At 73.2% G+C, this 20,164-nt stretch carries 18 protein-coding genes; 11 read left to right on the top strand and 7 right to left on the bottom strand.

Translation table 11 applies throughout. The annotated features are described in order from the left end of the window. Nucleotides 1–57 precede the first annotated feature (57 nt). Nucleotides 58–1,332 carry an ABC transporter substrate-binding protein gene (locus ACZ56E_RS23270; protein WP_471216909.1) on the top strand — a complete coding sequence of 425 codons (1,275 nt, stop codon included), beginning with the start codon at nucleotides 58–60 and terminating at the stop codon, nucleotides 1,330–1,332. Between the two features lie 42 nt (nucleotides 1,333–1,374). Here ACZ56E_RS23270 and ACZ56E_RS23265 read toward each other — a convergent pair whose 3' ends face one another. Beyond that, nucleotides 1,375–2,448 carry a hypothetical protein gene (locus tag ACZ56E_RS23265; protein ID WP_471216907.1) on the bottom strand — a complete coding sequence of 358 codons (1,074 nt, stop codon included), beginning with the start codon at nucleotides 2,446–2,448 and terminating at the stop codon, nucleotides 1,375–1,377. Between the two features lie 246 nt (nucleotides 2,449–2,694). On the opposite strand from ACZ56E_RS23265, the gene ACZ56E_RS23260 reads away from it, so the two are divergent. Together ACZ56E_RS23260 and ACZ56E_RS23255 are read left to right on the top strand one after the other, a co-directional pair. Beyond that, nucleotides 2,695–2,859 (top strand): hypothetical protein, encoded by a 165-nt coding sequence (locus tag ACZ56E_RS23260; RefSeq protein ID WP_471216905.1) that lies wholly within the window; start codon nucleotides 2,695–2,697, stop codon nucleotides 2,857–2,859. Between the two features lie 219 nt (nucleotides 2,860–3,078). Beyond that, nucleotides 3,079–3,486: a hypothetical protein gene (locus ACZ56E_RS23255; RefSeq protein WP_471216903.1), complete on the top strand. Its 408-nt coding sequence runs from the start codon at nucleotides 3,079–3,081 to the stop codon at nucleotides 3,484–3,486. Between the two features lie 590 nt (nucleotides 3,487–4,076). Here the strand turns inward: ACZ56E_RS23255 and ACZ56E_RS23250 are convergent. After that, a complete protein-coding gene (locus ACZ56E_RS23250; RefSeq protein ID WP_471216901.1) occupies nucleotides 4,077–5,465 on the bottom strand; it encodes a transcriptional regulator in 1,389 nt (462 codons plus the stop codon). A 316-nt stretch (nucleotides 5,466–5,781) separates the two neighbouring features. On the opposite strand from ACZ56E_RS23250, the gene ACZ56E_RS23245 reads away from it, so the two are divergent. The 4 genes from ACZ56E_RS23245 to ACZ56E_RS23230 all read left to right on the top strand — a co-directional run bounded on the left by ACZ56E_RS23245 (nucleotide 5,782) and on the right by ACZ56E_RS23230 (nucleotide 10,741). Beyond that, on the top strand, nucleotides 5,782–6,444 hold the full coding sequence (locus ACZ56E_RS23245) for a bifunctional DNA primase/polymerase (protein WP_468610540.1): 663 nt from the start codon (nucleotides 5,782–5,784) through the stop codon (nucleotides 6,442–6,444). 80 nt (nucleotides 6,445–6,524) lie between these two features. Further along, entirely contained in the window at nucleotides 6,525–7,301 is a 777-nt protein-coding gene (locus ACZ56E_RS23240; RefSeq protein WP_471216900.1) for an ABC transporter ATP-binding protein, read from the top strand. Further along, the gene (locus ACZ56E_RS23235) at nucleotides 7,298–8,923 is read left to right on the top strand and encodes a transporter (protein ID WP_471216899.1); all 1,626 of its coding nucleotides are present in this window, start codon (nucleotides 7,298–7,300) and stop codon (nucleotides 8,921–8,923) included. Before ACZ56E_RS23240 ends, ACZ56E_RS23235 begins: the two co-directional genes overlap by 4 nt. A gap of 405 nt (nucleotides 8,924–9,328) precedes the next feature. Further along, nucleotides 9,329–10,741: a PAS domain-containing protein gene (locus tag ACZ56E_RS23230; RefSeq protein ID WP_471216897.1), complete on the top strand. Its 1,413-nt coding sequence runs from the start codon at nucleotides 9,329–9,331 to the stop codon at nucleotides 10,739–10,741. Between the two features lie 777 nt (nucleotides 10,742–11,518). On the opposite strand, the gene ACZ56E_RS23225 is transcribed toward ACZ56E_RS23230, so the two are convergent. From ACZ56E_RS23225 to ACZ56E_RS23210, 4 genes are read right to left on the bottom strand one after another with little or no spacing between them, the layout of a single operon-like run. Further along, nucleotides 11,519–12,739, bottom strand: coding sequence for an ABC transporter permease (locus tag ACZ56E_RS23225; RefSeq protein ID WP_471216895.1), 1,221 nt, complete (start codon nucleotides 12,737–12,739; stop codon nucleotides 11,519–11,521). Further along, the gene (locus tag ACZ56E_RS23220; RefSeq protein ID WP_471216893.1) at nucleotides 12,736–13,455 is read right to left on the bottom strand and encodes an ABC transporter ATP-binding protein; all 720 of its coding nucleotides are present in this window, start codon (nucleotides 13,453–13,455) and stop codon (nucleotides 12,736–12,738) included. The genes ACZ56E_RS23225 and ACZ56E_RS23220 overlap by 4 nt, the downstream gene beginning before the upstream one ends. Beyond that, nucleotides 13,452–14,522 (bottom strand): efflux RND transporter periplasmic adaptor subunit, encoded by a 1,071-nt coding sequence (locus ACZ56E_RS23215; RefSeq protein ID WP_471216891.1) that lies wholly within the window; start codon nucleotides 14,520–14,522, stop codon nucleotides 13,452–13,454. Before ACZ56E_RS23215 ends, ACZ56E_RS23220 begins: the two co-directional genes overlap by 4 nt. Further along, the gene (locus ACZ56E_RS23210; RefSeq protein ID WP_471216889.1) at nucleotides 14,519–15,052 is read right to left on the bottom strand and encodes a hypothetical protein; all 534 of its coding nucleotides are present in this window, start codon (nucleotides 15,050–15,052) and stop codon (nucleotides 14,519–14,521) included. Before ACZ56E_RS23210 ends, ACZ56E_RS23215 begins: the two co-directional genes overlap by 4 nt. Before the next feature lie 119 nt (nucleotides 15,053–15,171). On the opposite strand from ACZ56E_RS23210, the gene ACZ56E_RS23205 reads away from it, so the two are divergent. Further along, nucleotides 15,172–15,840 (top strand): response regulator transcription factor, encoded by a 669-nt coding sequence (locus tag ACZ56E_RS23205; RefSeq protein ID WP_468610556.1) that lies wholly within the window; start codon nucleotides 15,172–15,174, stop codon nucleotides 15,838–15,840. Then, the gene (locus ACZ56E_RS23200) at nucleotides 15,837–17,048 is read left to right on the top strand and encodes a sensor histidine kinase (RefSeq protein WP_471216887.1); all 1,212 of its coding nucleotides are present in this window, start codon (nucleotides 15,837–15,839) and stop codon (nucleotides 17,046–17,048) included. Before ACZ56E_RS23205 ends, ACZ56E_RS23200 begins: the two co-directional genes overlap by 4 nt. A gap of 8 nt (nucleotides 17,049–17,056) precedes the next feature. On the opposite strand, the gene ACZ56E_RS23195 is transcribed toward ACZ56E_RS23200, so the two are convergent. Continuing rightward, complete coding sequence (locus tag ACZ56E_RS23195) at nucleotides 17,057–17,833, bottom strand: SIS domain-containing protein (protein WP_471216885.1); 777 nt, start codon at nucleotides 17,831–17,833, stop codon at nucleotides 17,057–17,059. A 160-nt stretch (nucleotides 17,834–17,993) separates the two neighbouring features. On the opposite strand from ACZ56E_RS23195, the gene ACZ56E_RS23190 reads away from it, so the two are divergent. Together ACZ56E_RS23190 and ACZ56E_RS23185 are read left to right on the top strand one after the other, a co-directional pair. Next, the gene (locus ACZ56E_RS23190; protein WP_355807864.1) at nucleotides 17,994–18,686 is read left to right on the top strand and encodes a metal-dependent transcriptional regulator; all 693 of its coding nucleotides are present in this window, start codon (nucleotides 17,994–17,996) and stop codon (nucleotides 18,684–18,686) included. Nucleotides 18,687–19,197: 511 nt separating this feature from the next. Further along, nucleotides 19,198–20,064: an alpha/beta fold hydrolase gene (locus ACZ56E_RS23185; RefSeq protein WP_471216884.1), complete on the top strand. Its 867-nt coding sequence runs from the start codon at nucleotides 19,198–19,200 to the stop codon at nucleotides 20,062–20,064. Nucleotides 20,065–20,164: the final 100 nt, after the last annotated feature.

The raw sequence follows: 20,164 nt of genomic DNA, 5'->3' as shown, positions 1-20,164 counted from the left end.
AGTCCGTTGAGAACGCGTCACTCCACGGTTGGCCACGTCAAGGAATCGTGCAGGGACATGACCGGCTGGCGACGCACCTTCCTCCCCCGCCCTTCCCGAACCGCAGCACTCTCGGCGGCCGCTGTGGCGGCGTGTACGTCCCTGATAACCGGCTGCGGGGTCATCCCTGGAACCACGGGGGGTTCCGGGGACGACCCCATCACCGTCATGACGTGGGCCCCCGAGAAGACCAAGGCCACCAACAAGCCCGGCGTACCCGCCATGGCACAGGCCTACGCCCGCTGGGTCAACGCCCACGGCGGCCTCGGCGGCCGCGAGCTGAAGGTCCTCACCTGCAACGACCACAACGACTCGGTCGGCGCCGCGGACTGCGCGCGGGAGGCCGTCGAGAACGACGTGGTGGCGGTCGTCGGCGCGTACAGCCAGCACGGCCGCTCCTTCCTCGGCCCCCTCGAGGTCGCCGGCATCCCCTACATCGGCGGCTACGGCATCACCGACGACGAGTTCAGCAGCCCGCTCTCGTACCCGGTCAACGGCGGCGAACCGGCGCTCCTCGCGGGCAACGGCCGGCAGCTCGCCGCCCGCTGCGCACGCGTCTCCCTCGTCCGCCCCGACACCCTCGCCGGCGACGAGCTGCCCAAGCTCCTCAACCAGGGCCTCGCCGACGGCCACCACAAACCCGTCTCGGACATCCGCGCTCCTGAGGACGGCACCGACCTCACACCGCAGGCCGAGCGCGCCCTGAAGGACGCGGGCGCCTCCGACGGCTGTGTGACCGCCGCGCTCGGGGCGCGCACGGACACCTTCTACGACTCGTTCCGGCGCACCAAGGACGACTATCCGCCGGTACGGATCTCGTCGGTCCTCGGCAGTGTCGACCAGTCCCTCATCGACCGCACCGGCGGCGCGAACGGTCCCTACGAAGGGGCGTACGTCACCGGCTGGTACCCGGCGGCGGGTGACGCCAGGTGGGACCGGATGCGGGACGTCATCCGTGAGCAGGCGTTCGGCGACAACCGGGTCGACCCGGCGGACGCGGGCGTCCAGACGACGTGGATCGCGTACACCGTCCTGAAGCAGGCCGTCGAGTCGCTCGACGGCGGCGAGGTGTCGTCCCGCACGCTGCGCCGCGCCCTCGACGGCGGCCTGCGCGTCGAGACGGACGGCCTCACGCCGCCGCTGAGCTGGCGCTTCGAGGACCTGCTCGCCGCGAGCGAGTACCCGCGCCTGATCAACTCGGGCGTCACGTTCCAGGTGGTGCGGGACGGGCGGCTCGTCCCGGCCCGCGAGGGCTTCGTGAACGTGGAGAAGACACTGGAGCAGACGGCGTAGAACGGACGGCCGCCCCCGACCTGCGTCCCCGTCCCCCGCCCGTCAGAGCTGGGTCTTGGTGCGCTCGGTCAGGCCGTACTTCCGCGCGATCGCGTTCCAGTGGTTGGCGGCCTGCTCCTTGGCCGTCGTCGCCGCGCCGCTCTGCCGGTTGCCCGCCGCGGTCTGCGAGGTGTTGCGGGCGTGGCCCTTCCTGCAGCCCTTCTTGCCCGCGACCTGGTCCGCCCACGCGGCGTAGTGGTTGTCCGCGGCGGCGGACGCCTTCCACGCCTTGTTGAGGGAGGCGGTCAGCTGGTCGTTGGCCGGGAGCTTGTCGACCTTCAGGGCGGCGAGCCGGGTCACGAGTCCGTTGCGCTGCCGGGCCGCGCCGCGCAGGTCCTTCGCCGACTGGCTGAGGTTCTGGCACTTTCCTACGTTGCGTACGGCGGCGATGACCGTGTCACGGCTGTCGTTGCTGTCGGCGAGCAGCTTGTCCAGGGCGACGGCCTGGTCCTTGGCGGGGTCGGCGGTGGGCGAGGGCCGCTCGTCGGGCTCGGCGGATGCGGAAACAGGCTTCCCGTCATCGCTCTTCTCATCGTCCCCGCCCCCGGAGCTGAGGAGAGCGCCCGCGCCGACGCCGAGGAGGGCGATGCCGACTCCGACGGCGGCGATGAGCGGCACCTTCGATCCGGTGCGGTTGCGCCGGCCGCCTCCGCCGCCGTGACCGCCGGGTGCGGGCGCGGGGACGGGTGCGGGGCCGTGCGCCTCGACGCGGGGCATCTGCTGGGTGGAGGCGGGGCCCCCGGAGTCCGCGTCACTGTCGCTACGGAAGAGGCTGTCGAACTCGGCGGGCGGCTGCCGGTCGCCGGGGGCGCCGGGCCGGATGCCGTACGGGGCGGCGGCCGGCTCGGGCGGCGGGCCGTCGGCGGGGATCGGCGCGATGAACTGGGTGGGATCGCTGTCGGAAACGGGGGCGGGCGCGGACGCGGACCCGGACGAACTGGTCCGCCCCAGGAACTGCGTGGCATCGGCGGCGGGAGCCTCGGGCGGCAGGGCACCGGGTCCCACCGGGGGTATGTACTGCGTGGCCCCTTCGTCGGGCACGGGGGCGATGTACTGCGTGGCCCCCTCATCAGGCACAGGGGCTATGTACTGCGTCGCCTCACTGTCGGAGGGCGCGGGGGCTCCCGGCGCGGCGACGGGAGGCAACGGCATGCTCTGCGGGGCGGGGGCGACGGGGGGCAACGGCTGAGCCCCGCGAGGCGCGGCATGAGCCCCATGCGCACGCTGCGACGCGGCGGCGGGGCCTACGTGCCCCTCCTGCCCGGACTCCGCCGACGCGGCGTGCGCACCGTGTCTCGCCTGCGAGGCCGGCCCCGGAGCGGCATGGGCACCGTGCGCCTGCTGCGGCGCGCCATGCGCCGCCTGCGCCCCGTGCGCGCCCCGCCCCGATGCGGCGCCGTACGACGCCCCACCCTGAGACTCCCCACCCGCCCGCCCGTACTGCCCCTGCGGGGCGTCGTACCCGGCCTGCGGGGCGCCTTGACCTGACTGCGGGTAGCCGTAACCGGGCTGCGGGGTGACCCCGGGGCGGGATCCGCCCTGACTCGCCTGCGGGTAGCCGTACCCGGGCTGCTGGGCGCCCTCGCCCTGCTGCGGGTAGCCGTAACCGGGCCCTGGGGTGCCCTGACCCGCCTGCTGCGAGCCGTACCCGGCCTGCGGAGCGCCCTGACCCGGCTGCGGATAGCCGTACCCGGGCGCCGGGGTGCCATGGCCCGGCTGCGAAGCGCCCGGGCCTGCCTGCGGGGCGCCCTGGCCCGACCGCGGGTCGCCATATCCGGGCTGCGGGACGCCGTGGCCCGGCAGCGGGGCGCCGTGCCCGTACTGCGAAGCGCCCTGGCCCGCATGCTGCGCGCTGTATCCGGACTGCGCGGCACCCTGACCCGGCTGCGGAGCACTCTGCCCCGACCGCAGGTCGCCGTACCCGGGCTGCGAAGCACCCGGACCGGACTGCGGATAGCCGTACCCGGGCTCTGGGGCCCCTTGGCCCGACTGCGGAGCGCCCGCGCCCTGCTGCGGGTAGCCATACCCGGGCCCCGGGGTGCCCTGACCCGGCTGCGGGTAGCCATACCCAGGCTCTGTGGTGCCGTGGCCCGACTGCGGAGCACCCTGACCTGATTGCTGAGCACCCTGACCCGACCGCGGGCCGCCATACCCGGGCCCCGAAGCGCCCTGACCCGCCTGCTGCACGCCATACCCGGACTGCGAAGCACCCTGACCGGGCTGCGGAGCGCCCCCGCCCTGCTGCGGGTAGCCATACCCGGGCCCCGGGGTGCCCTGGCCCTGCTGCGGGGTGCCGTAGCCCTGCTGTTGGGCTCCGTACGAGGCGTCGTACGAGGGTGTGGGGGGCGTCTCCGGGGGGAGGGGCGGGGTGGGGGTTTCGGGGCCCCAGGGGTGGTTCCAGGGGGTGCCGCCCGGAGGGGCGCTGTGGGGGCCCGCGGTGGTGGGGAACAGGGGCTCGCTGCCGTCCGCGGGCAGCACTACGCCCTCATGGGCGGGCCGCTGCTGCGGATCGGAAGAAGCAGCGCCCTGACCGCTCTGCTGCGTCACCGGGACTCCTACACCTGGGGGGACCTACGGAACCGTCGGGTCACGCTACCGGGTCCCCACATCCCTCTGCCACGCAGCTCAGAACGCCGCCCTCCGCTCGGTGTCGGCTGTAACAGAACTTTCCGGGGCGGCGCTGTTCACGGGTGCGTTTCCCCGTCTCACGCCGCCTGGACCTCGACGCGCGCCCCGAACTCCCGTACCACCGGCTCCTCCCGGTACGGCTCGAGGCGGTCCTGGAAGTCCTCCAGGTACTCCGCGCCGCGGTTGGAGCGCAGGGTGCCGAGGAGTTCGACGGCCTTGAGGCCCGTGTGGCAGGCCTGTTCCACCTCGCGCCGCTGCACCTGTGCCGTGGCGAGGAGGACGAGGCCGATCGCGCGACGGCGCGCCCGGGTCTCGGGGTGCCCGTCCAGGGACTCCTGGGCGCTGCGCGCCGCCGCGTCGGCCTGGCCCAAGTCCCGGTGACAATGCGCCATTTCATCGGCCAGATACGCGTGGTCGAAGTGCCGGATCCAGACCGGGTCGTCGCCGGAGTCCGCCGCGCCGGCGGCGCGGTCCATCGCCTCGGTGGCCCGGCCCGCCACGACCTGCGTGGCCCGCGCGTCACCGAGCAGCGCGTGCCCGCGCGCCTCGGCGGCGTAGAACATCGCCTCCGCGCGGGGCGTGACCCTGCCGCGCGTCCCTTCCTGCGCGGCCCGCGCCAACTGCGCGATCTCGCGCGGGTTCCCGAGCTGGGCGGCGAGGTGGCTCATGGACGCCGCGAGCACATACCCGCCGTACCCCCGGTCGCCCGCCGCCTGGGCCAGGCGGAGCGCCTGGATGTAGTAGCGCTGGGCGAGCCCTGGCTGGCCCGTGTCGACGGCCATGTACCCCGCGAGCTCGGTCAACCGGGCGACCGCCGCGAACAGTTCGCGCCCGACCGCTTCGCGGTAGGAGCCCGCGAGCAGCCCGGACACCACGGAGTTGAGGTAGTGGACGACGACCGGCCGCACGTGACCGCTGCCGAACTGGTGGTCCAGCTGGGTCAGCGCCTCCGTCATCGCCTTGACCGCCGCCACGTCCGCCATGCCGACGCGCGGCCCCGCGGCCCGGCCGACCTGCGAGTCGGGCGACGAGATCAGCCAGTCACGGCTGGGTTCGACGAGCGCGGACGCGGCCACGGACGACCCGGAGAGGAAGTCCCTGCGGCCCACGTCGCTGCGCCACAGCTCGCAGACCTGCTCGATGGCGCCGAGAACGGTCGGCGAGAACTGCAGGCCCACGCCGGAGGCGAGGTTCTTGCCGTTCGCCATGCCGATCTCGTCGATGGTGACGGTGCGGCCCAGCTTGCGGCCGAGTGCCTCGGCGATGATGCCGGGCGCCCGGCCGCGCGGCTGCTGTCCGCGCAGCCAGCGGGCCACGGACGTCTTGTCGTACCGCAGGTCGAGACCGTGTTCCGCACCGCACATGTTGACCCTGCGGGCCAGTCCGGCGTTGGAGCAGCCGGCTTCCTGGATGAGCGCCTGCAGCCTTTCGTTGGGCTGTCGCGCGACGAGCGGCCTTGCGGCCATGGCGTACCCCCTGTGTGCACCGTGGACCATCGGATCGGTCGGCCGCCATGGGCCGCCTCACGATGATCAATGCCCTTGAGGCGAGGCGAAGATGCGCCACAAAAGAAGCAAAAGAAGGCATAAAGAACTATAAGAACTACATATGCTTCTCCGAGGCGTTCTCTGACTGCCCGTGTCCTGGTTACCCGCGCCCGGGAGCCATTCCTCCTGCGCGCCCCCACCCATGCACCCATGCGCCCCAGCCGCAGGATCGATGCTCCTCCCCCGCCCTCGCGTGCGCCCGTAACCCGCGGTGGCACCGGGAGTTGAGAACTCCGTGGAAGAGACCATCGGAGTCACGTCAGCAGCCGCGCAGATCCCGAAGCAGCGCGGAGAAGCCTTGCTGGACACGGCCGTGCGGTACGCGGAGGAGCGTCACTGGGACGTGTTTCCGGGGACCTGGCTCGAGTCCGTCGAAGGGGTCGAGCAGTGCTCGTGCGGGGACCTCCCGTGCGATGCGCCGGGCGCACACCCCGCCAGGGAGGACTGGGCGACCCAGGCCACCGGCAGCGCGACGGTCGCCCGACGGCTCTGGCAGAAGCAGCCCAAGGCGTCGATCCTGCTCCCCACGGGGCGTACGTTCGACGCGATCGACGTGCCCGAGACCGCCGGCTTCCTCGCCCTCGCCCGCATGGAGCGCATGGAGCTCACGCTCGGCCCGGTGACCCGCTCGCCCGACCGCCGCATGCAGTTCTTCGTGCTGCCCGGCGCCACCGCGAAGGTCCCCGACCTGGTCCGCAAGCTGGGCTGGCCGCCGGCCGCCATCGATCTGGTGCCGCTCGGCGAGGGCACCTATGTGGCCGCGCCCCCGACCCGCTTCGGCACCTCCGGCGCGGTCCAGTGGGCCTGCCGCCCCACCGCCGCCAACCGCTGGCTGCCCGACGCCGAGGAGATCATCTCCCCGCTGGCGTACGCGTGCGGCAGGGAAGCGCGCCGCTGACCGGCTGACCGCCCCCGGGGCCGCCACCGACGTATCGTGCGGACACGGCGGAAGCGGCGGAAGCGGCGAAAGGCGGCACGGTGACCGAAGCGGCGGCGGTACGGATCCAGGGGCTCTGGAAGCGGTTCGGCGAGCAGGTCGCGGTCGCCGGCATCGATCTCACCCTCCCCGCGGGCAAGTTCATCGGCCTGGTCGGCCCCAACGGCGCGGGCAAGACCACCACCCTCTCCATGGTCACCGGCCTCCTCAGGCCCGACCAGGGCACCGTCGAGGTCGTCGGCCACGACGTGTGGCGCGACCCCGTCGAGGTCAAGGCCCGCATCGGTGTCCTGCCCGAGGGCCTGCGCCTCTTCGAGCGGCTCTCCGGGCGCGAACTCCTCGCGTACACCGGAAGGCTGCGCGGCCTGCCCGGCGCCGAGGTCGACAAGCGCGCCACCCAGCTCCTCGACGTACTCGATCTCGCGGGCGCCCAGCACAAACTGGTCGTCGACTACTCGACCGGCATGCGCAAGAAGACAGGCCTCGCCGCGGCGCTGCTCCACAACCCCGAAGTCCTCTTCCTCGACGAGCCGTTCGAGGGTGTCGACCCCGTCTCCGCCCAGACCATCCGCGGCGTCCTGGAGCGCTACACCGCATCCGGCGCCACCGTCGTCTTCTCCTCGCACGTCATGGAGCTCGTCGAGTCGCTCTGCGACTGGGTCGCGGTCATGGCCGCGGGCCGCATCCGCGCCCACGGCACCCTCGCGGAGGTCCGGGGCGACGCCCCCTCGCTGCAACAGGCCTTCCTCGAACTCGTCGGCGCGAACAGCCGCGACGCGAGCTCCGACCTCGACTGGCTGGGCGGCGGCCCCCGATGACCACACCGCCCGCCGCCACCACCCCCATCACCTCCGTCACTCCCGTCACCTCCGTACTCGTATCCCTCAAGCTGTCCCTCCTGCGCAACGGACTGCGCCAGTCGGCGGGCCGCCGCGCCGCCTACATCGCGTCCGTCGCCTTCTCGCTCCTCTTCGCCGCGCTCCAGCTGCTCGGCCTCGTCGCGCTGCGCGGCAATACCCACGCCGCCACCGTCTGCGTCCTGCTCGTCGGCGTGCTCGCCCTCGGCTGGGCCGTCATGCCGCTCTTCTTCCCCAGCGGCGACGAGACGCTCGACCCGACGCGCCTGGTGATGCTGCCGCTGCGCCCCCGCCCGCTCGTACGGGCACTCCTCGTCGCGTCCCTCGTCGGCATCGGCCCCCTCTTCACTCTCTGCCTCGCGGCCGGCGCGACGGTCGCCCTGGCCCACGGCGCGGCGGCAGCCCTCACCGGCGTCGTCGCCACCGCCCTCGCCCTCCTCCTCTGCGTGGCGCTGGCCCGCGCGGTCGCCGCCGCCAACATCCGGCTCCTCACCAGCCGCAAGGGGCGCGACCTGGCGGTCCTCAGCGGCCTCGTCGTCGCCGTCGGCGCGCAGGTCGTCAACTTCGGCGCGCAGAAACTCGGTTCGTCGGGGCTCGGCACGCTCGACCCGGCGGCGGACGTCGTGCGCTGGATCCCACCGGCCGCCGCGCTCGGCGCGGTCGACTCGGTGAGCGGGGGCGCATACGGGACGGCGGCGGCCCAACTCGCCCTCTCCGCGGCCGCCCTGCTGGCGCTCCTCGCCCTCTGGCAGCGCAGCCTCACCCGCCTGATGACGACACCGGACGGCTCCACGCTCGCCGCGGCCGAACCGGACAGGGGCACCTCCCGCACCTCCGGCGCCCTCGGCGCGCTGCTCCCCCCTGGCCGCACCGGCACCGTCATGGAGCGCAGCCTGCGCTATGTGTGGCGCGACCCGAAGACCAAGGCGGCCTGGGTGACGTCCCTCGCCATCGGCCTGATCGTGCCGCTCTTCAACGCCCTGCAAGGCACCGGTTCCGTGTACTTCGCGTGCTTCGCGGCGGGGATGCTCGGCATCCTCATGTACAACCAGTTCGGCCAGGACACGTCGGCGTTCTGGATGGTGGCGATGACGATCTCCTCGACGCGCGACGCGTACGTGGAGCTGCGCGGCCGGGCCCTCGCGCTGCTCCTCATCACCCTGCCGTACGCCGCCCTTGTCACCGTCCTGACCACCGCGATGCTCGGCGACTGGCCCGCGCTGCCAGAAGCACTCGGCCTCTCCTTCGCGCTGCTCGGCGCGATGCTGGCCACGGGCGCGTGGTCCTCGGCCCGCTTCCCCTACTCGATCCCGCGAGAGGGCTACAAGAACGCCGCGCCCGGCCAGGCGGGCATCGTCTGGATCTCCATCCTCGGCGGCATGGTCGCGGCGGCCCTGCTGTGCGCGCCCGTTCTGGCCCTCACGATCTGGCTGCACGCGTCGGGCGCGGCCTCCTGGAGCTGGGTACTGCTCCCCGTGGGCGCGGTGTACGGCGCGGGGATCGCGGAGCTGGGCATGCGGCTCGCCGCGCCGCGGGTGGCGCGGCGGCTGCCGGAGATCCTCACGGCGGTGAGCAAGGGCTGACGGCTGCGGCCACCCGCCCCGAGAACGCGGACGACCCGCGAGCCGTGGTTCCTGCCGCCGGAGCGGAGGAAGCCGGCCGGACGTACCGGCGGCTCGCGGGTCGGGTGACCGCTTGGGAATAGGGCCGGCTGCGCGCACATCACACGCGCTGGTCCGGCGCCGAATTCGAGTTGCGACGTCGGGCCGCTAGCCCGCAGTCACCTCACGCGTCCGGTTTCGATACATCTGCCGAACCACCTCCCTTCTCGTGTGCACGCCACCCTAGGAACCGCCCCGCGGGCCACACAACCGAATTTCCCCGCACGATTTTCGGTCCGACTTCCGGGAACTTCCTGTGGGGTGCGTCACGTTCCAGTTGAATGATCTGACATGCGGTACAGGCAGACGGCCTGTAGGGGGTGCCACGTGAGTGCTTCGCGGCAGAGCGGAACCACTGACGAACTGGGTCCTGAAGAACCCGAGCCCGGCGGAGCCGAGTTGCTCGCGGCGCTGCTCGACGGGATGGACGCGGCACTGTGCGCGTTCGACGCCGACGGGGTGGTGACGCACTGGAACCGCGAGGCCGAGCGGATCCTCGGGTGGTCGGCGGCGGAGGCCGTCGGGCGGCGCGGCTTCGCGGGGTGGGCGGTGCGCGCGGCGGACGCCGGGGAGGTCGAGGAGCGGCTGCTGTCCGCGATGGACGCGCCGGGGCGGCAGGTGCACGAGTTCGCGCTCGTGACGAAGGACGGCGGGCGGGTGCTCGTGCGGATGCAGTCGGCGTCCGTGCGGGGCGGTGACGGCAAGCCGTCGGGGGTGTACTGCGCGTTCAGCGAGGTCCACGCGCAGATAGACCTGGAGCGGTCCATCGCGCTCAGCGAGGCCCTTTTCGAGAGCGCCTCGTGGGGTGTGGTCCTTGTCGACGCGGACCTGCGGCCCGCCGTGGTGAACGAACACGCGGCGCGTGCCTTCGGGGTGGGCCCCGCCGCCGTCCTCGGGCGGCCCCTCGCCGATCTGCTCGGGACGGGCGTCGAGGAGCTGGAAAGCGCGCTGACCCATGTCCTGGCCGAGGGCACGCCACCCGCGCCCGCCGAGACGTGGGTGTCGCTGCGGGCGGGTGCGGGGCAGTCGGGGGCGGGTCCCTCCGGGGCCGCTGCCGGTCAGGAGGGCGTGGGTGAGCGGCGCTGCTGGCGCAGCGGCTTCCTGCGCCTTGCCTCGCCGCTCGCGGAGGAGCCCGTGCCGCTCGGCGTCGGCTGGCTCTTCCTCGACGTGACCGAGGCCAAGCAGGCCGAGCAGGAGGCCTCGCAGCTGCGGTTCCGCTCCCAGCAGCTGCACCGGGCGGCGCGGGCCACCGCGGAGTGCGAGAACCCCATGGAGGCGGCGACGGTCCAGCTCGACTTCGCACTCGCCGGGTTCGCCGACCATGCCCTGGTGGACCTGGCGGTCGGCGGGGACCCGGTGCGGCTGGTGCGGGTCGCGGCGACGCCCGCGGGGCCGCCGGGCCCCTGCCTCCCCGTCGCCACGGCGGGCGTCCCCGTCCGCTACCCCGAGGGGCACCCGGCCCCCCAGTGCGTGGAGCGCACCGGATCGGTGCGGGCCAGCGCGGGGGCGGCGTCCGCACCGGAGCGGGCACGCCAGTGGGCGACGGTCCGCCAGTGGCCCGAGGAGGCGGTCCACGCACTGTGTGTGGTCCTCCGAAGCCGGGGCCGCACCCTGGGCGTGCTGACCTTCCTCCGGGGTGCGGCACGAGGCCAGTTCGACCGAGGAGACGCAACGTACGCAGAAAGCGTCGCCTCCCGCGTCGCCGCATCCCTGGACCTGGCACAGTCCCTGGCCCCCTGAGGGCCACCTACGCCACCACAGACGAGCCGGGCATGCTCGCCCCCCCTCCGCGGGGCGGCACGAGGGCAATTGGCCAACGGCGACGCGACCTACGCAGAAAGCGTCGCCTCCCGCGTCGCCGCGTCCCTGGACCTGGCACAGTCCCTGGCCCCGTGAGGGCCACCTACGCCGCCGCAGACGAGCCGGTCATGCTCGCCCCCACTCCGCGGGGCGGCCCGTGGGCGATTGGCCTGCGGCGACGCGGCCTACGCGGAAAGCGTCGCCTCCCGCGTCGCCGCGTCCCTGGACCTGGCACAGTCCCTGGCCCCCTGAGGGCCTCCGAGAACCCCTACCGGCGCAGGCGAGCTGGGCATGCTCAGCTGCCTCCCCCCCGGGGGGGGCGGCGCGTGGGCAGTTCCGGCCGGGGCGGCGCGGCGTGCGCGGAGAGCGTCGCGGCCCCGGTCACCCGACGCAGGCCCTGGCACCCCGGCAACCCGCGCCGCCACGGGCGAGTTGGGCGTGCTCTCCTCCCTCCGGGCGGGAGCGGTCCGTGGGTAATTGGGCCGCGGGGGCGCGACGTACGCGGAGAGCATCGCGCCCCCGGTCGCCTGGGCAGTCCCTGGCCCTCTGAGAACCCGTACCGCCGCAGGCGAGCCGGGCATGCCCACCCGCCTCCCGGGGGGGGCGGCCCGTGGGTAGTTCGACCGCGGGGGCGCCACGCACGCGGAGAGCGTCGCGTCCCCCGGTTCGCCTGGGGCAGTCCCTGGCGTCCTGAGAGCCGCGCCGCCGCGAGTGGCGTTACGCCGCGTGGAGTGCCAGCGTCGGGGAGAGGCGGGCCGCTCGGATCGCCGGGTACAGGCCTGCTGCCGTGCCGATGGCCAGGGTGGCAGCGAGGCCGCCCGCCATCGACCAGGGAGGGACCACCCACGGCAGGCCGCCGGAGACCGCGTATGCCGCCGTCGCGCCCGCGCCGAGTGCCACGCCCGCCGCGCCGCCGAGGCCCGACAGCATCAGGGACTCGGTGACGAACTGGACGCGGATCTGGCCCCGCGTCGCGCCCAGGGAGCGGCGCAGGCCGATCTCGTAGCGGCGCTCCAGGACCGAGATGATCATCGTGTTGGCGACGCCGACGCCGCCCACCAGCAGCGCGATGCCGCCCAGGCCGAGCAGCAGCGTGGAGAACGCCCCCTCCGTCGCCGCCTTCGCCCGGAGTGCCGACGAGGGGTCGGTGACCTGGACGTTGCGCGGGTTCTCCGGGTCGATGGATGCCGCGAGCAGCTTGCGGACCGTATTGACGGAGGCGTCCGTGGAGCGTTCGTACACCGAGGTCGGGCGGCCGTCGAAGCCGAGCAGCTTCTTCGACGCGGACCAGCCGGTCAGCGCCGACCGTTCGATGTCGGGGGCGAGCGGCAGGGCGTCGAGGATGCCGATGACGGTGTAGTACCGGTCGTCGATCCAGACCTGCTGTCCCGGCGAGGTGATGCCGAGCCGCGCGGCCGCGACGTGGCCGAGGACCACGGACGGGTAGCGGCTGTTCGCCGCGTTGAACCAGCTGCCGTGTGCCATGCGCCCCCGCAGCACCTTCAGCAGCCCCTCCGTGGACGCCTTCACGGAGATGCCGCCCGTCTCGTCCGCCGGGATCTTCTCGCTGCGGCGCACGGACCGGTCCGCGAGATCGCCGGTGGCGCCGACGTCCTGGACCCCTTCGACCCGCCCGACCCGGCCCGCCGCGTCCGGCGGCAGCGTCACCTGCTCACCGGAGAACATCGCCTCACCGGGCGACGCCACCAGCATGTTCGTGCCCAGCGCGTCGAGTTCCCTGAGGAGCTGGGCCTTGCTGGAGGACGAGATGCCCACCACGGCGACCATCGTCGCGATGCCGATGGCGATGCCGAGCGCGGACAGGACGACCCGCACGGGACGGCTGCGCAGCCCGGCGGAGCCGACGTGCAGGACGTCGCAGGGGCTGAGCCGCGCCGCCTTCAGGACGCGCCCCTTCGCACGCTTCCGCGCCCTCACGCCACGACCTCCGCGCCCCGCGTGTCCGCGACGAGCCGCCCGTCCCTGATCCGCACCTGCCGGGGCAGGCGTCCGGCGATCTCCGTGTCGTGGGTGATGACGGCGATGGTCGCGCCCTCCGCGTTGAGGTCGTGGAGCAGGGCCATGACGGCCTCGCCGGACTCGGTGTCGAGCGCGCCGGTGGGTTCGTCGGCGAGAAGCAGATCGGGTTCGCCGACGACAGCGCGGGCGATGGCGACGCGCTGTTTCTGCCCGCCGGAGAGTTCGTGCGGCCGGTGCCGCATGCGGTCGGCGAGCCCCACGCGCTCCAGGGCGTACGCGGCCCTGCGGCGCCGTTCGGCGCGGGAGAGGCCGGAGTACAGCAGGCCCTCGGCGACGTTGTCGCGGGCGCTGACGCCGGGGACCAGGTGGAACGCCTGGAAGACGAAGCCGATGTGCCGGGCGCGCAGCGCGGAGAGGCTGCGGTCGGTGAGCGCGGCGACGTCGTGCCCCGCGATGGCGACGGAGCCCGCGGTGGGGCGGTCGAGGGTGCCGACGATGTGCAGGAGGGTGGACTTGCCGGATCCGGAGGGCCCGACGATGGCGAGGAGTTCACCGGCGGCGACGGTCAGGTCGACGCCGCGGAGGGCCGCGACCCCGCCCGGATACTCCTTGGTGACGCCGGCCAGCTCCACGACAGGGGGCGCGTCCTGGGGTGCGTCCTGGAGGGTGCTCATGCCTTCGGCACCCCGACCTTCGCGCCTTCCCGCAGCCCGCCGCCGCGCACCTCGACCCTGCCCTGCCCGAACATGCCGAGCTCGACCTCGACCTCCCGGGTGCGGCCGCCTTCGACGACCTGGACGCCGAAGCCGCCGCCGGGCAGCGCGAGGAGCGCGTTGACGGGGACGGACAGGACGTCCTCGCGGGTCTCGCCGGTGAGGTGCACGGTGACCGGCGACTGGTCGAAGCCGCCGACCTTGCGCGGGTCGTCGAAGGTGACGGTGACGGGGATCTTGGGGGTCTTGTCGGACGGGTCGTCGCCGGGCTTGGCTGTCCTGCCGACGGCGGAGACCCTGCCGTCCGCCGTGGAGCCGTCCGGGAGCGTGACGGTGACCTCGGTGCCCTTCTTCGCCGTGCCCGCCTCCGCCACGTCGAGCTGGACGCGTACGACACGTTCCGAGCCGGTCGTCGAGAGCACCGGCCTGCCCGGCGCGACCTGGTCGCCGACGGTGGACCCGGCGGACTTCACGCGGACCGCGGACGGCTGGAAGGAGACCTGGTCGGGGCCGACGCGGCCGGTCCGCTTGCGGTCGTGCGCCTGCTGCCACCGCTTGACGGCGGCCGCCGTGCCGTCGGTGTACGTGTCGTCGACGGCGAGCCCCGCCCCGTACCCGAGCGCGACCAGATTCTGTTCGAGCTGGCGTACGTCGTTGCCCTTGGCGCCCGTCTTCAGCGTGCGGTACATGGGCTCGGTGCCGTACATGAGGCGGACGGGGACGCCGTCGACCTCGTAGAGCCGGCCGTCGCGCCGGATGGTGGAGCCGGCCGCGGCGGACCAGGTGAGCGTGCCCGTCGTACCCGCGTTGACCTTGCGTTCCTTGGCGTAGCCGAGCGTGCCGTCGACCTGGGTGCCGCTGCTGAGGTCGCCGCGTTCGACGGGCGCGGTGGCCGGCGGGAGGCCCGCGTTCCGGTGGCCTGCGTCCTGGGTGCCGCCCGCGTCGGCGAGGGCGGTGACGGCGATGCCGCCGCCCGTGACGGCGAGCAGCGCGACGACGGTGGAGACCACGGCGGTGCGGCGCCTCATCCGACGATGCCCTTGCACGCCTCGGCGGCCTTCTCCATCTTCTTGGCCTCGGCGCCCTTGGGCATGGGCTGGGCCTGCATCGCGCCGCCGTCGAACTTGGGGTCCGGCATGTCGAAGCCGTTCTTGCGCATGCACTGCGCGTACTTGAGCATCTTGTCCTTGTCGGCCTGCGAGACGCCGCCGCCCTTGGAGCCGCCGCCCAGGCCGCACTTCTTCATGGCGGCCTGCATCTTCTCCTTGCTCATGTCGCCGCCGATGGTGATGCCGCGGCTGTCCTGCCCGCTCTTGGGCTCGGGCACCTTCAGGCCCTGCTCGCGCAGGCATTCGCGCTCCTTGAACGCCTTGTCGGCGTCGGCGCCCTTGCCGCCGTCGGCGCTGTTGCCCTTGGTGTCGGACCCGGAGTCCGAGCCGGCCGAGCAGCCCGCGGCGAACAGGGCGAGCGCGGCGAACGCCGACGCGACGGCCACTGAGCCGGTACGGGTACGGGTACGGGTGCGGGTATGGGTACGGGAGACGGTCCTGGTCTTCATGGCTTCCCCTTCACGTGCGGCGTGAGTGACGCGCACAGGCTGGCGGGGAGCGGGGTTTCGTTTCTCTCAGCGGAGACGCTTACACCGGCGAAAGGTCACTCTCGGGTACACAGAGCGGCATGCGCGTACTGCTGGTGGAGGACGAGGAATTCCTGGCCGAGATGATCGCCGAGGGGCTGCGCCGCGACGCGCTTGCCGTCGACGTCGCCGCCGACGGACTGACCGCGCTGCGAAAACTGCAGCTCGGCGAGTACGACGTGCTGATCCTCGACCGCGATCTGCCGGGCGTGCACGGCGACGAGGTGTGCCGCAGGGTCGTCCGGCAGCGCCTGCTGACCCGGGTGCTGATGCTGACGGCGTCGGGCACGGTGCGTGACCGCGTGGCGGGTCTGGGTCTCGGCGCGGACGACTATCTGACCAAGCCGTTCGCGTACGACGAACTGCTCGCCCGGGTCCTCGCGCTCGGCCGCCGCGCGCGGCCCGCGCTGCCGCCGGTGATCGAGCGGGCCGGTCTCGTCCTCGACACCGCGCGCCGCCAGGCGAGCAGGGACGGCCGTCATCTGACGCTTTCCCGCAAGGAGTTCGCGGTCCTGGAGGCCTTGCTGCGGGCGGACGGCGCGGTGGTCAGCGGCGAGGACCTGATCGAGCAGGTCTGGGAGGAGGACACCAGTTACCGCACGAACGCGGTCCGCGTCACCCTCTCCAAGCTCCGCGCGAAGCTGGGCGAGCCGCCGGTCGTGGAGACGGTGCAGGGAGCCGGGTACCGGATCGCGGGGCAGTCGCTGTGAAGGTGACGGCAGGCGGCGAGCGGGCCCGGCTGACCGCCCTGTACGGAGGGCTGCTCGTGCTGGCCGGTGCGCTTCTGACGGGGCTCGTGTACCTGCTCGTGCAGCAGGGCCTGTACACGTCGATCAGTACGGCGGTGACCACGGCGGTGCCGCGCGGCCCGGTCCCGCCCTGGAACACCGTCCCGCTGCCCGCGACCTCCGCGGTGCCCGCCCAGCGGGTGGAGGGCGCACCGGTGGACCCCGACAAGGGCCTCGCCGTGACGAGGATCAGCGACCTCGCGGGTGAGGCCGCGCTGAACCGCCTCCTCACGGTCTCCGTGATCGTCCTCACCGTCTACGCCGTCCTGTCGATCGCCCTCGCCTGGTGGATGGCGGACCGGGTGCTGCGCCCGGTGTCGGTCATCGCGGAGACCGCGCGCCGCCTCTCGGGCGCCAATCTGCACGAGCGGATCGCGCTGGACGCGCCGCCGGGCGAGCTGAAGCACCTCGCCGACACGTTCGACGAGATGCTGGACCGGATGGAGCGGCTCGTCGGCGCGCAGCAGCGGTTCGCGGCCAACGCGGCGCACGAGCTGCGCACTCCGCTCGCGGTGCAGCGGGCGGCCGCCGAGATCGGTCTCGCCGGGGAGCCGGACGCGGAGCGCGTGGCGAGAATCCGTACGAAGCTGATCTCCGTCGCCGACGACAGCGAGCACCTCATCGAGGGGCTGCTGCTGCTCGCCGCGTCGGAGCAGGGCCTGGAGCGGCGCGAGCCCGTCACGGTGGACGTCCTCGCGCACGCCGTCGCGGACGGCCTGGCCGAGGAGGCCGCCGGGCGCGGCGTCACGGTGGCCGTGCGGGCGGATCCGCTGACCGTGGCGGGCGACGGGGTGCTGCTCGACCGGCTGGTCCACAACCTGGTGGCGAACGCGGTGCGGTACAACACGCCGGAGGGCCGGGTGAGCGTCCTCGTCACCGGCGACGGCACCCTGGAGGTCGCCAACACGGGCCCGGAGGTCCCGCCGGACACCGTCCCGCAGCTCTTCGAGCCCTTCCGGCGCCTCGCGGAACGCACGCACGGGCGCGGGGAGGGCGCGGGTCTCGGGCTGTCCATCGTGGCGGCGATCGCGCGGGCGCACGGCGCGGAGGTGACCGCGGAGGCGAACCGGCGGGGCGGCGGCCTCACCGTGCGGGTGGGCTTCCCGGGCCCCACGGGAGCCGACGGGTGATTCAGTGCTCAGTGCCGGTAGAAGATCCGGTCCCCGTACTCCCGGAAGACGCGGCCGTTCCAGTCGTGGCCGCCGTCCACGTTCCCGGACCTGAGGAGCGGTGGCTGGATGCCGCGCTCGGCGAGCTGCTCGACGGCCGCGGCGGTCATGGCCTGCATCAGCGCGTTGGTGACGACGCTGGAGGCGGGTCCGAACGGGGCGTCGACCCCGTCGAGGGAGAGCTCCGCGTCGCCGACGCCGATCTTGGAGTCGACCACCACGTCGCAGTGATCCTTCAGGAAGGTGCCCGAGACGTGCCGCGACCTGGTCTCCGTCGCGTACGCCACCGAGGTGACGCCGATGACCTTCAGGCCGAGCGCGCGGGCATTCATGGCCATCTCGACCGGCAGCGAGTTCCGCCCGGAGAGCGAGACGATCACGAGTACGTCGCCGGGGCGGGCCGGCGAGGAGTCGAGGACGGCGCCCGCGAGGCCGTCGACCCGCTCCAGGGCGGAGCCCAGCGTGGCGGGCATCACGTCGACGCCGACCACGCCGGGCACGGCGAGGAGATTGACGAGGGCGAGGCCGCCCGCGCGGTAGACGACGTCCTGCGCGGCGAGGGAGGAGTGCCCGGCGCCGAAGGCGAAGAGGCGTCCGCCGGCCTCGACCGCGTCGGCGAGCAGCGTGCCGGCCTCCGCCACGTGCCCGGACTCCTCGTCGCGGACCCGCTGGAGCAGTCCGATCGCGGCGTCGAAGTACCGACCTGCCGACTTGCTCTCGCTCTTGCTCTCGCTCTTCGAGCTCATTCGCATCACGTTGCGGTCTGGACCAGTGCCCTGTCAACACCGTCGCAGGCCCTCACAGGCCGGTACTGGGCGGGAATTCCACCGGCGCGACACGGTTGTCAGTGGTATGCGTCAGAATTGAGGGCAGGGCCAGCGCACGAGCGAATTCTGAGGGGCACCCATGTCGGGGCTGATTGACACCACTGAGATGTATTTGCGCACCATCCTCGAGCTGGAGGAGGAAGGTGTGGTCCCCATGCGCGCCCGGATCGCCGAGCGGCTCGACCAGAGCGGACCGACGGTGAGCCAGACCGTGGCGCGCATGGAGCGCGACGGCCTGGTGGCGGTCGCCAGCGACCGGCACCTGGAGCTGACCGAGGAGGGCCGCCGCCTGGCGACCCGCGTGATGCGCAAGCACCGCCTGGCGGAGTGCCTGCTCGTCGACGTGATCGGTCTCGAGTGGGAGCAGGTGCACGCCGAGGCCTGCCGCTGGGAGCACGTGATGAGCGAGGCGGTGGAGCGCCGCGTCCTGGAGCTCCTGCGCCACCCCACCGAGTCTCCGTACGGCAATCCGATCCCGGGCCTGGAAGAGCTGGGCGAGAAGGACGGCGCGGACCCGTTCCTGGACGAGGGCATGGTCTCCCTGACGGAGCTCGACCCGGGCTCCGAGGGCAAGACGGTCGTGGTGCGCCGCATCGGCGAGCCGATCCAGACGGACGCGCAGCTGATGTACACGCTGCGGCGGGCCGGCGTGCAGCCGGGCTCCGTGGTGAGCGTGACGGAGTCGGCGGGCGGTGTCCTGGTGGGCAGCAGCGGCGAGGCCGCGGAGCTCACCGCGGAGGTCGCGTCGCACGTCTTCGTCGCCAAGCGCTGAGGTCAACTCCCGTTGCGGATGAGGTAGTTGACGGTTCTTCATGGTCTCCGGGGGATTTTGCGGAGTCCAAGATTCAGTGTGCGGAATCGCAGCGCCCGAGCGTTTTGCGTGCGAGGCTGTCGCGAGAGGCATATGACCTGAGGGCTCTTGACCGTGTCGGCGCCAGGTCTGGCCGGTCGGCCGGAGAGGGGGCTGGAGGATGTGCCCGTCTGGTGAGCGCGAGCAAGGCGAGGGCCCCGGCGCTCAAGAGCGCCGGGGCCTGTCCTCCCCTGTACTGACCCGGAGCCCCGAGCTCTCAGGGTCATTCCCCTCGGACCGAACTCCCCGAGCGGCCCGCCTCCCGATGAAGATCTCCCCTCGGCCGCGCCGGTCAATCCTTGAGCGTGGTCACCCGAAGGTGGGGTGTTATCGGCGAAACGGCCGATTTCGAAAGGGAGTTCGATAGCGTGCGGGGGTGTGAAGCAGGGCCAGGCGTGAAACCCGAGCGGAACCAAGGGGGGTGCCAGGAACCATGGTGCGGCGCATCGACGTGACGGGTGCGGGTGGCGTACGCCTCGCCGCCTGGGAGTACGCCGACCCTCCCAAGCTCAGGGAGGCCGACGGGGCGTCCGGCGGGGTGCTGTTGCTGCACGGCCTGATGGGCCGCGCCTCGCACTGGGCCGGCACCGCCCGCTGGCTCGCCGAGCGGCACCGCGCGGTCGCCCTCGACCAGCGCGGCCATGGCAGGAGCGAGAAGCCCGCCGACGGTCCGTACACCCGCGACGCCTATGTGGACGACGCCGAGGCCGCCCTCGTCCAGCTCGGTCTCGCCCCCGCCGTCCTCATCGGCCACTCCATGGGCGCCCTCACCGCCTGGCAGCTCGCCGCGCGCCGCCCCGACCTCGTCCAGGGCCTCGTCATCTGCGACATGCGGGCCTCCGCCCTCGGGGCCGCGTCCCAGCGCGACTGGGAGGACTGGTTCAAGTCCTGGCCGGTGCCGTTCGCGACCCTCGCCGACGTACGCAAGTGGTTCGGCGAGGACGACCCCTGGGTGGAGCGCCCCAACCCCGCGCGCGGTGAGTTCTTCGCCGAGGTGATGGCCGAGGGCCCGGACGGCTGGCGGCCCGTCTTCGACCGCGCCCAGATGCTCAGCTCCCGCGAGACGTGGGTGCACGACGCGCACTGGGAGGAGCTCATCCAGGTCCGCTGCCCTGCGCTCGTCGTGCGCGGCCAGGACGGTGAGCTCGGCCGGGCCGAGTCCCAGGAGATGGTCCGCGTGCTGCCCCGCGGGGAGTATGCCGAGGTGACCGACGCGGGGCACCTCGTGCACTACGACCAGCCGGACGCGTGGCGCGCCGCGGTGGAACCGTTTCTGGACGGGGTCCTGGCCGGCGGGTGACGTGGTGCCCCGTGCGGTGCCCGGCGTGTACGGCGCCGTCGATCGTGGCCTTCGGCCTACTCGTCCTCAAACGCCGGACGGGCTGATGATCCCCGGCCCG

It is taken from the genome of Streptomyces sp. NPDC039480, from assembly GCF_055597165.1.
Note: the sequence above shows the minus strand (reverse complement) of the source record. Positions and strands in the feature narration are given on the sequence as shown.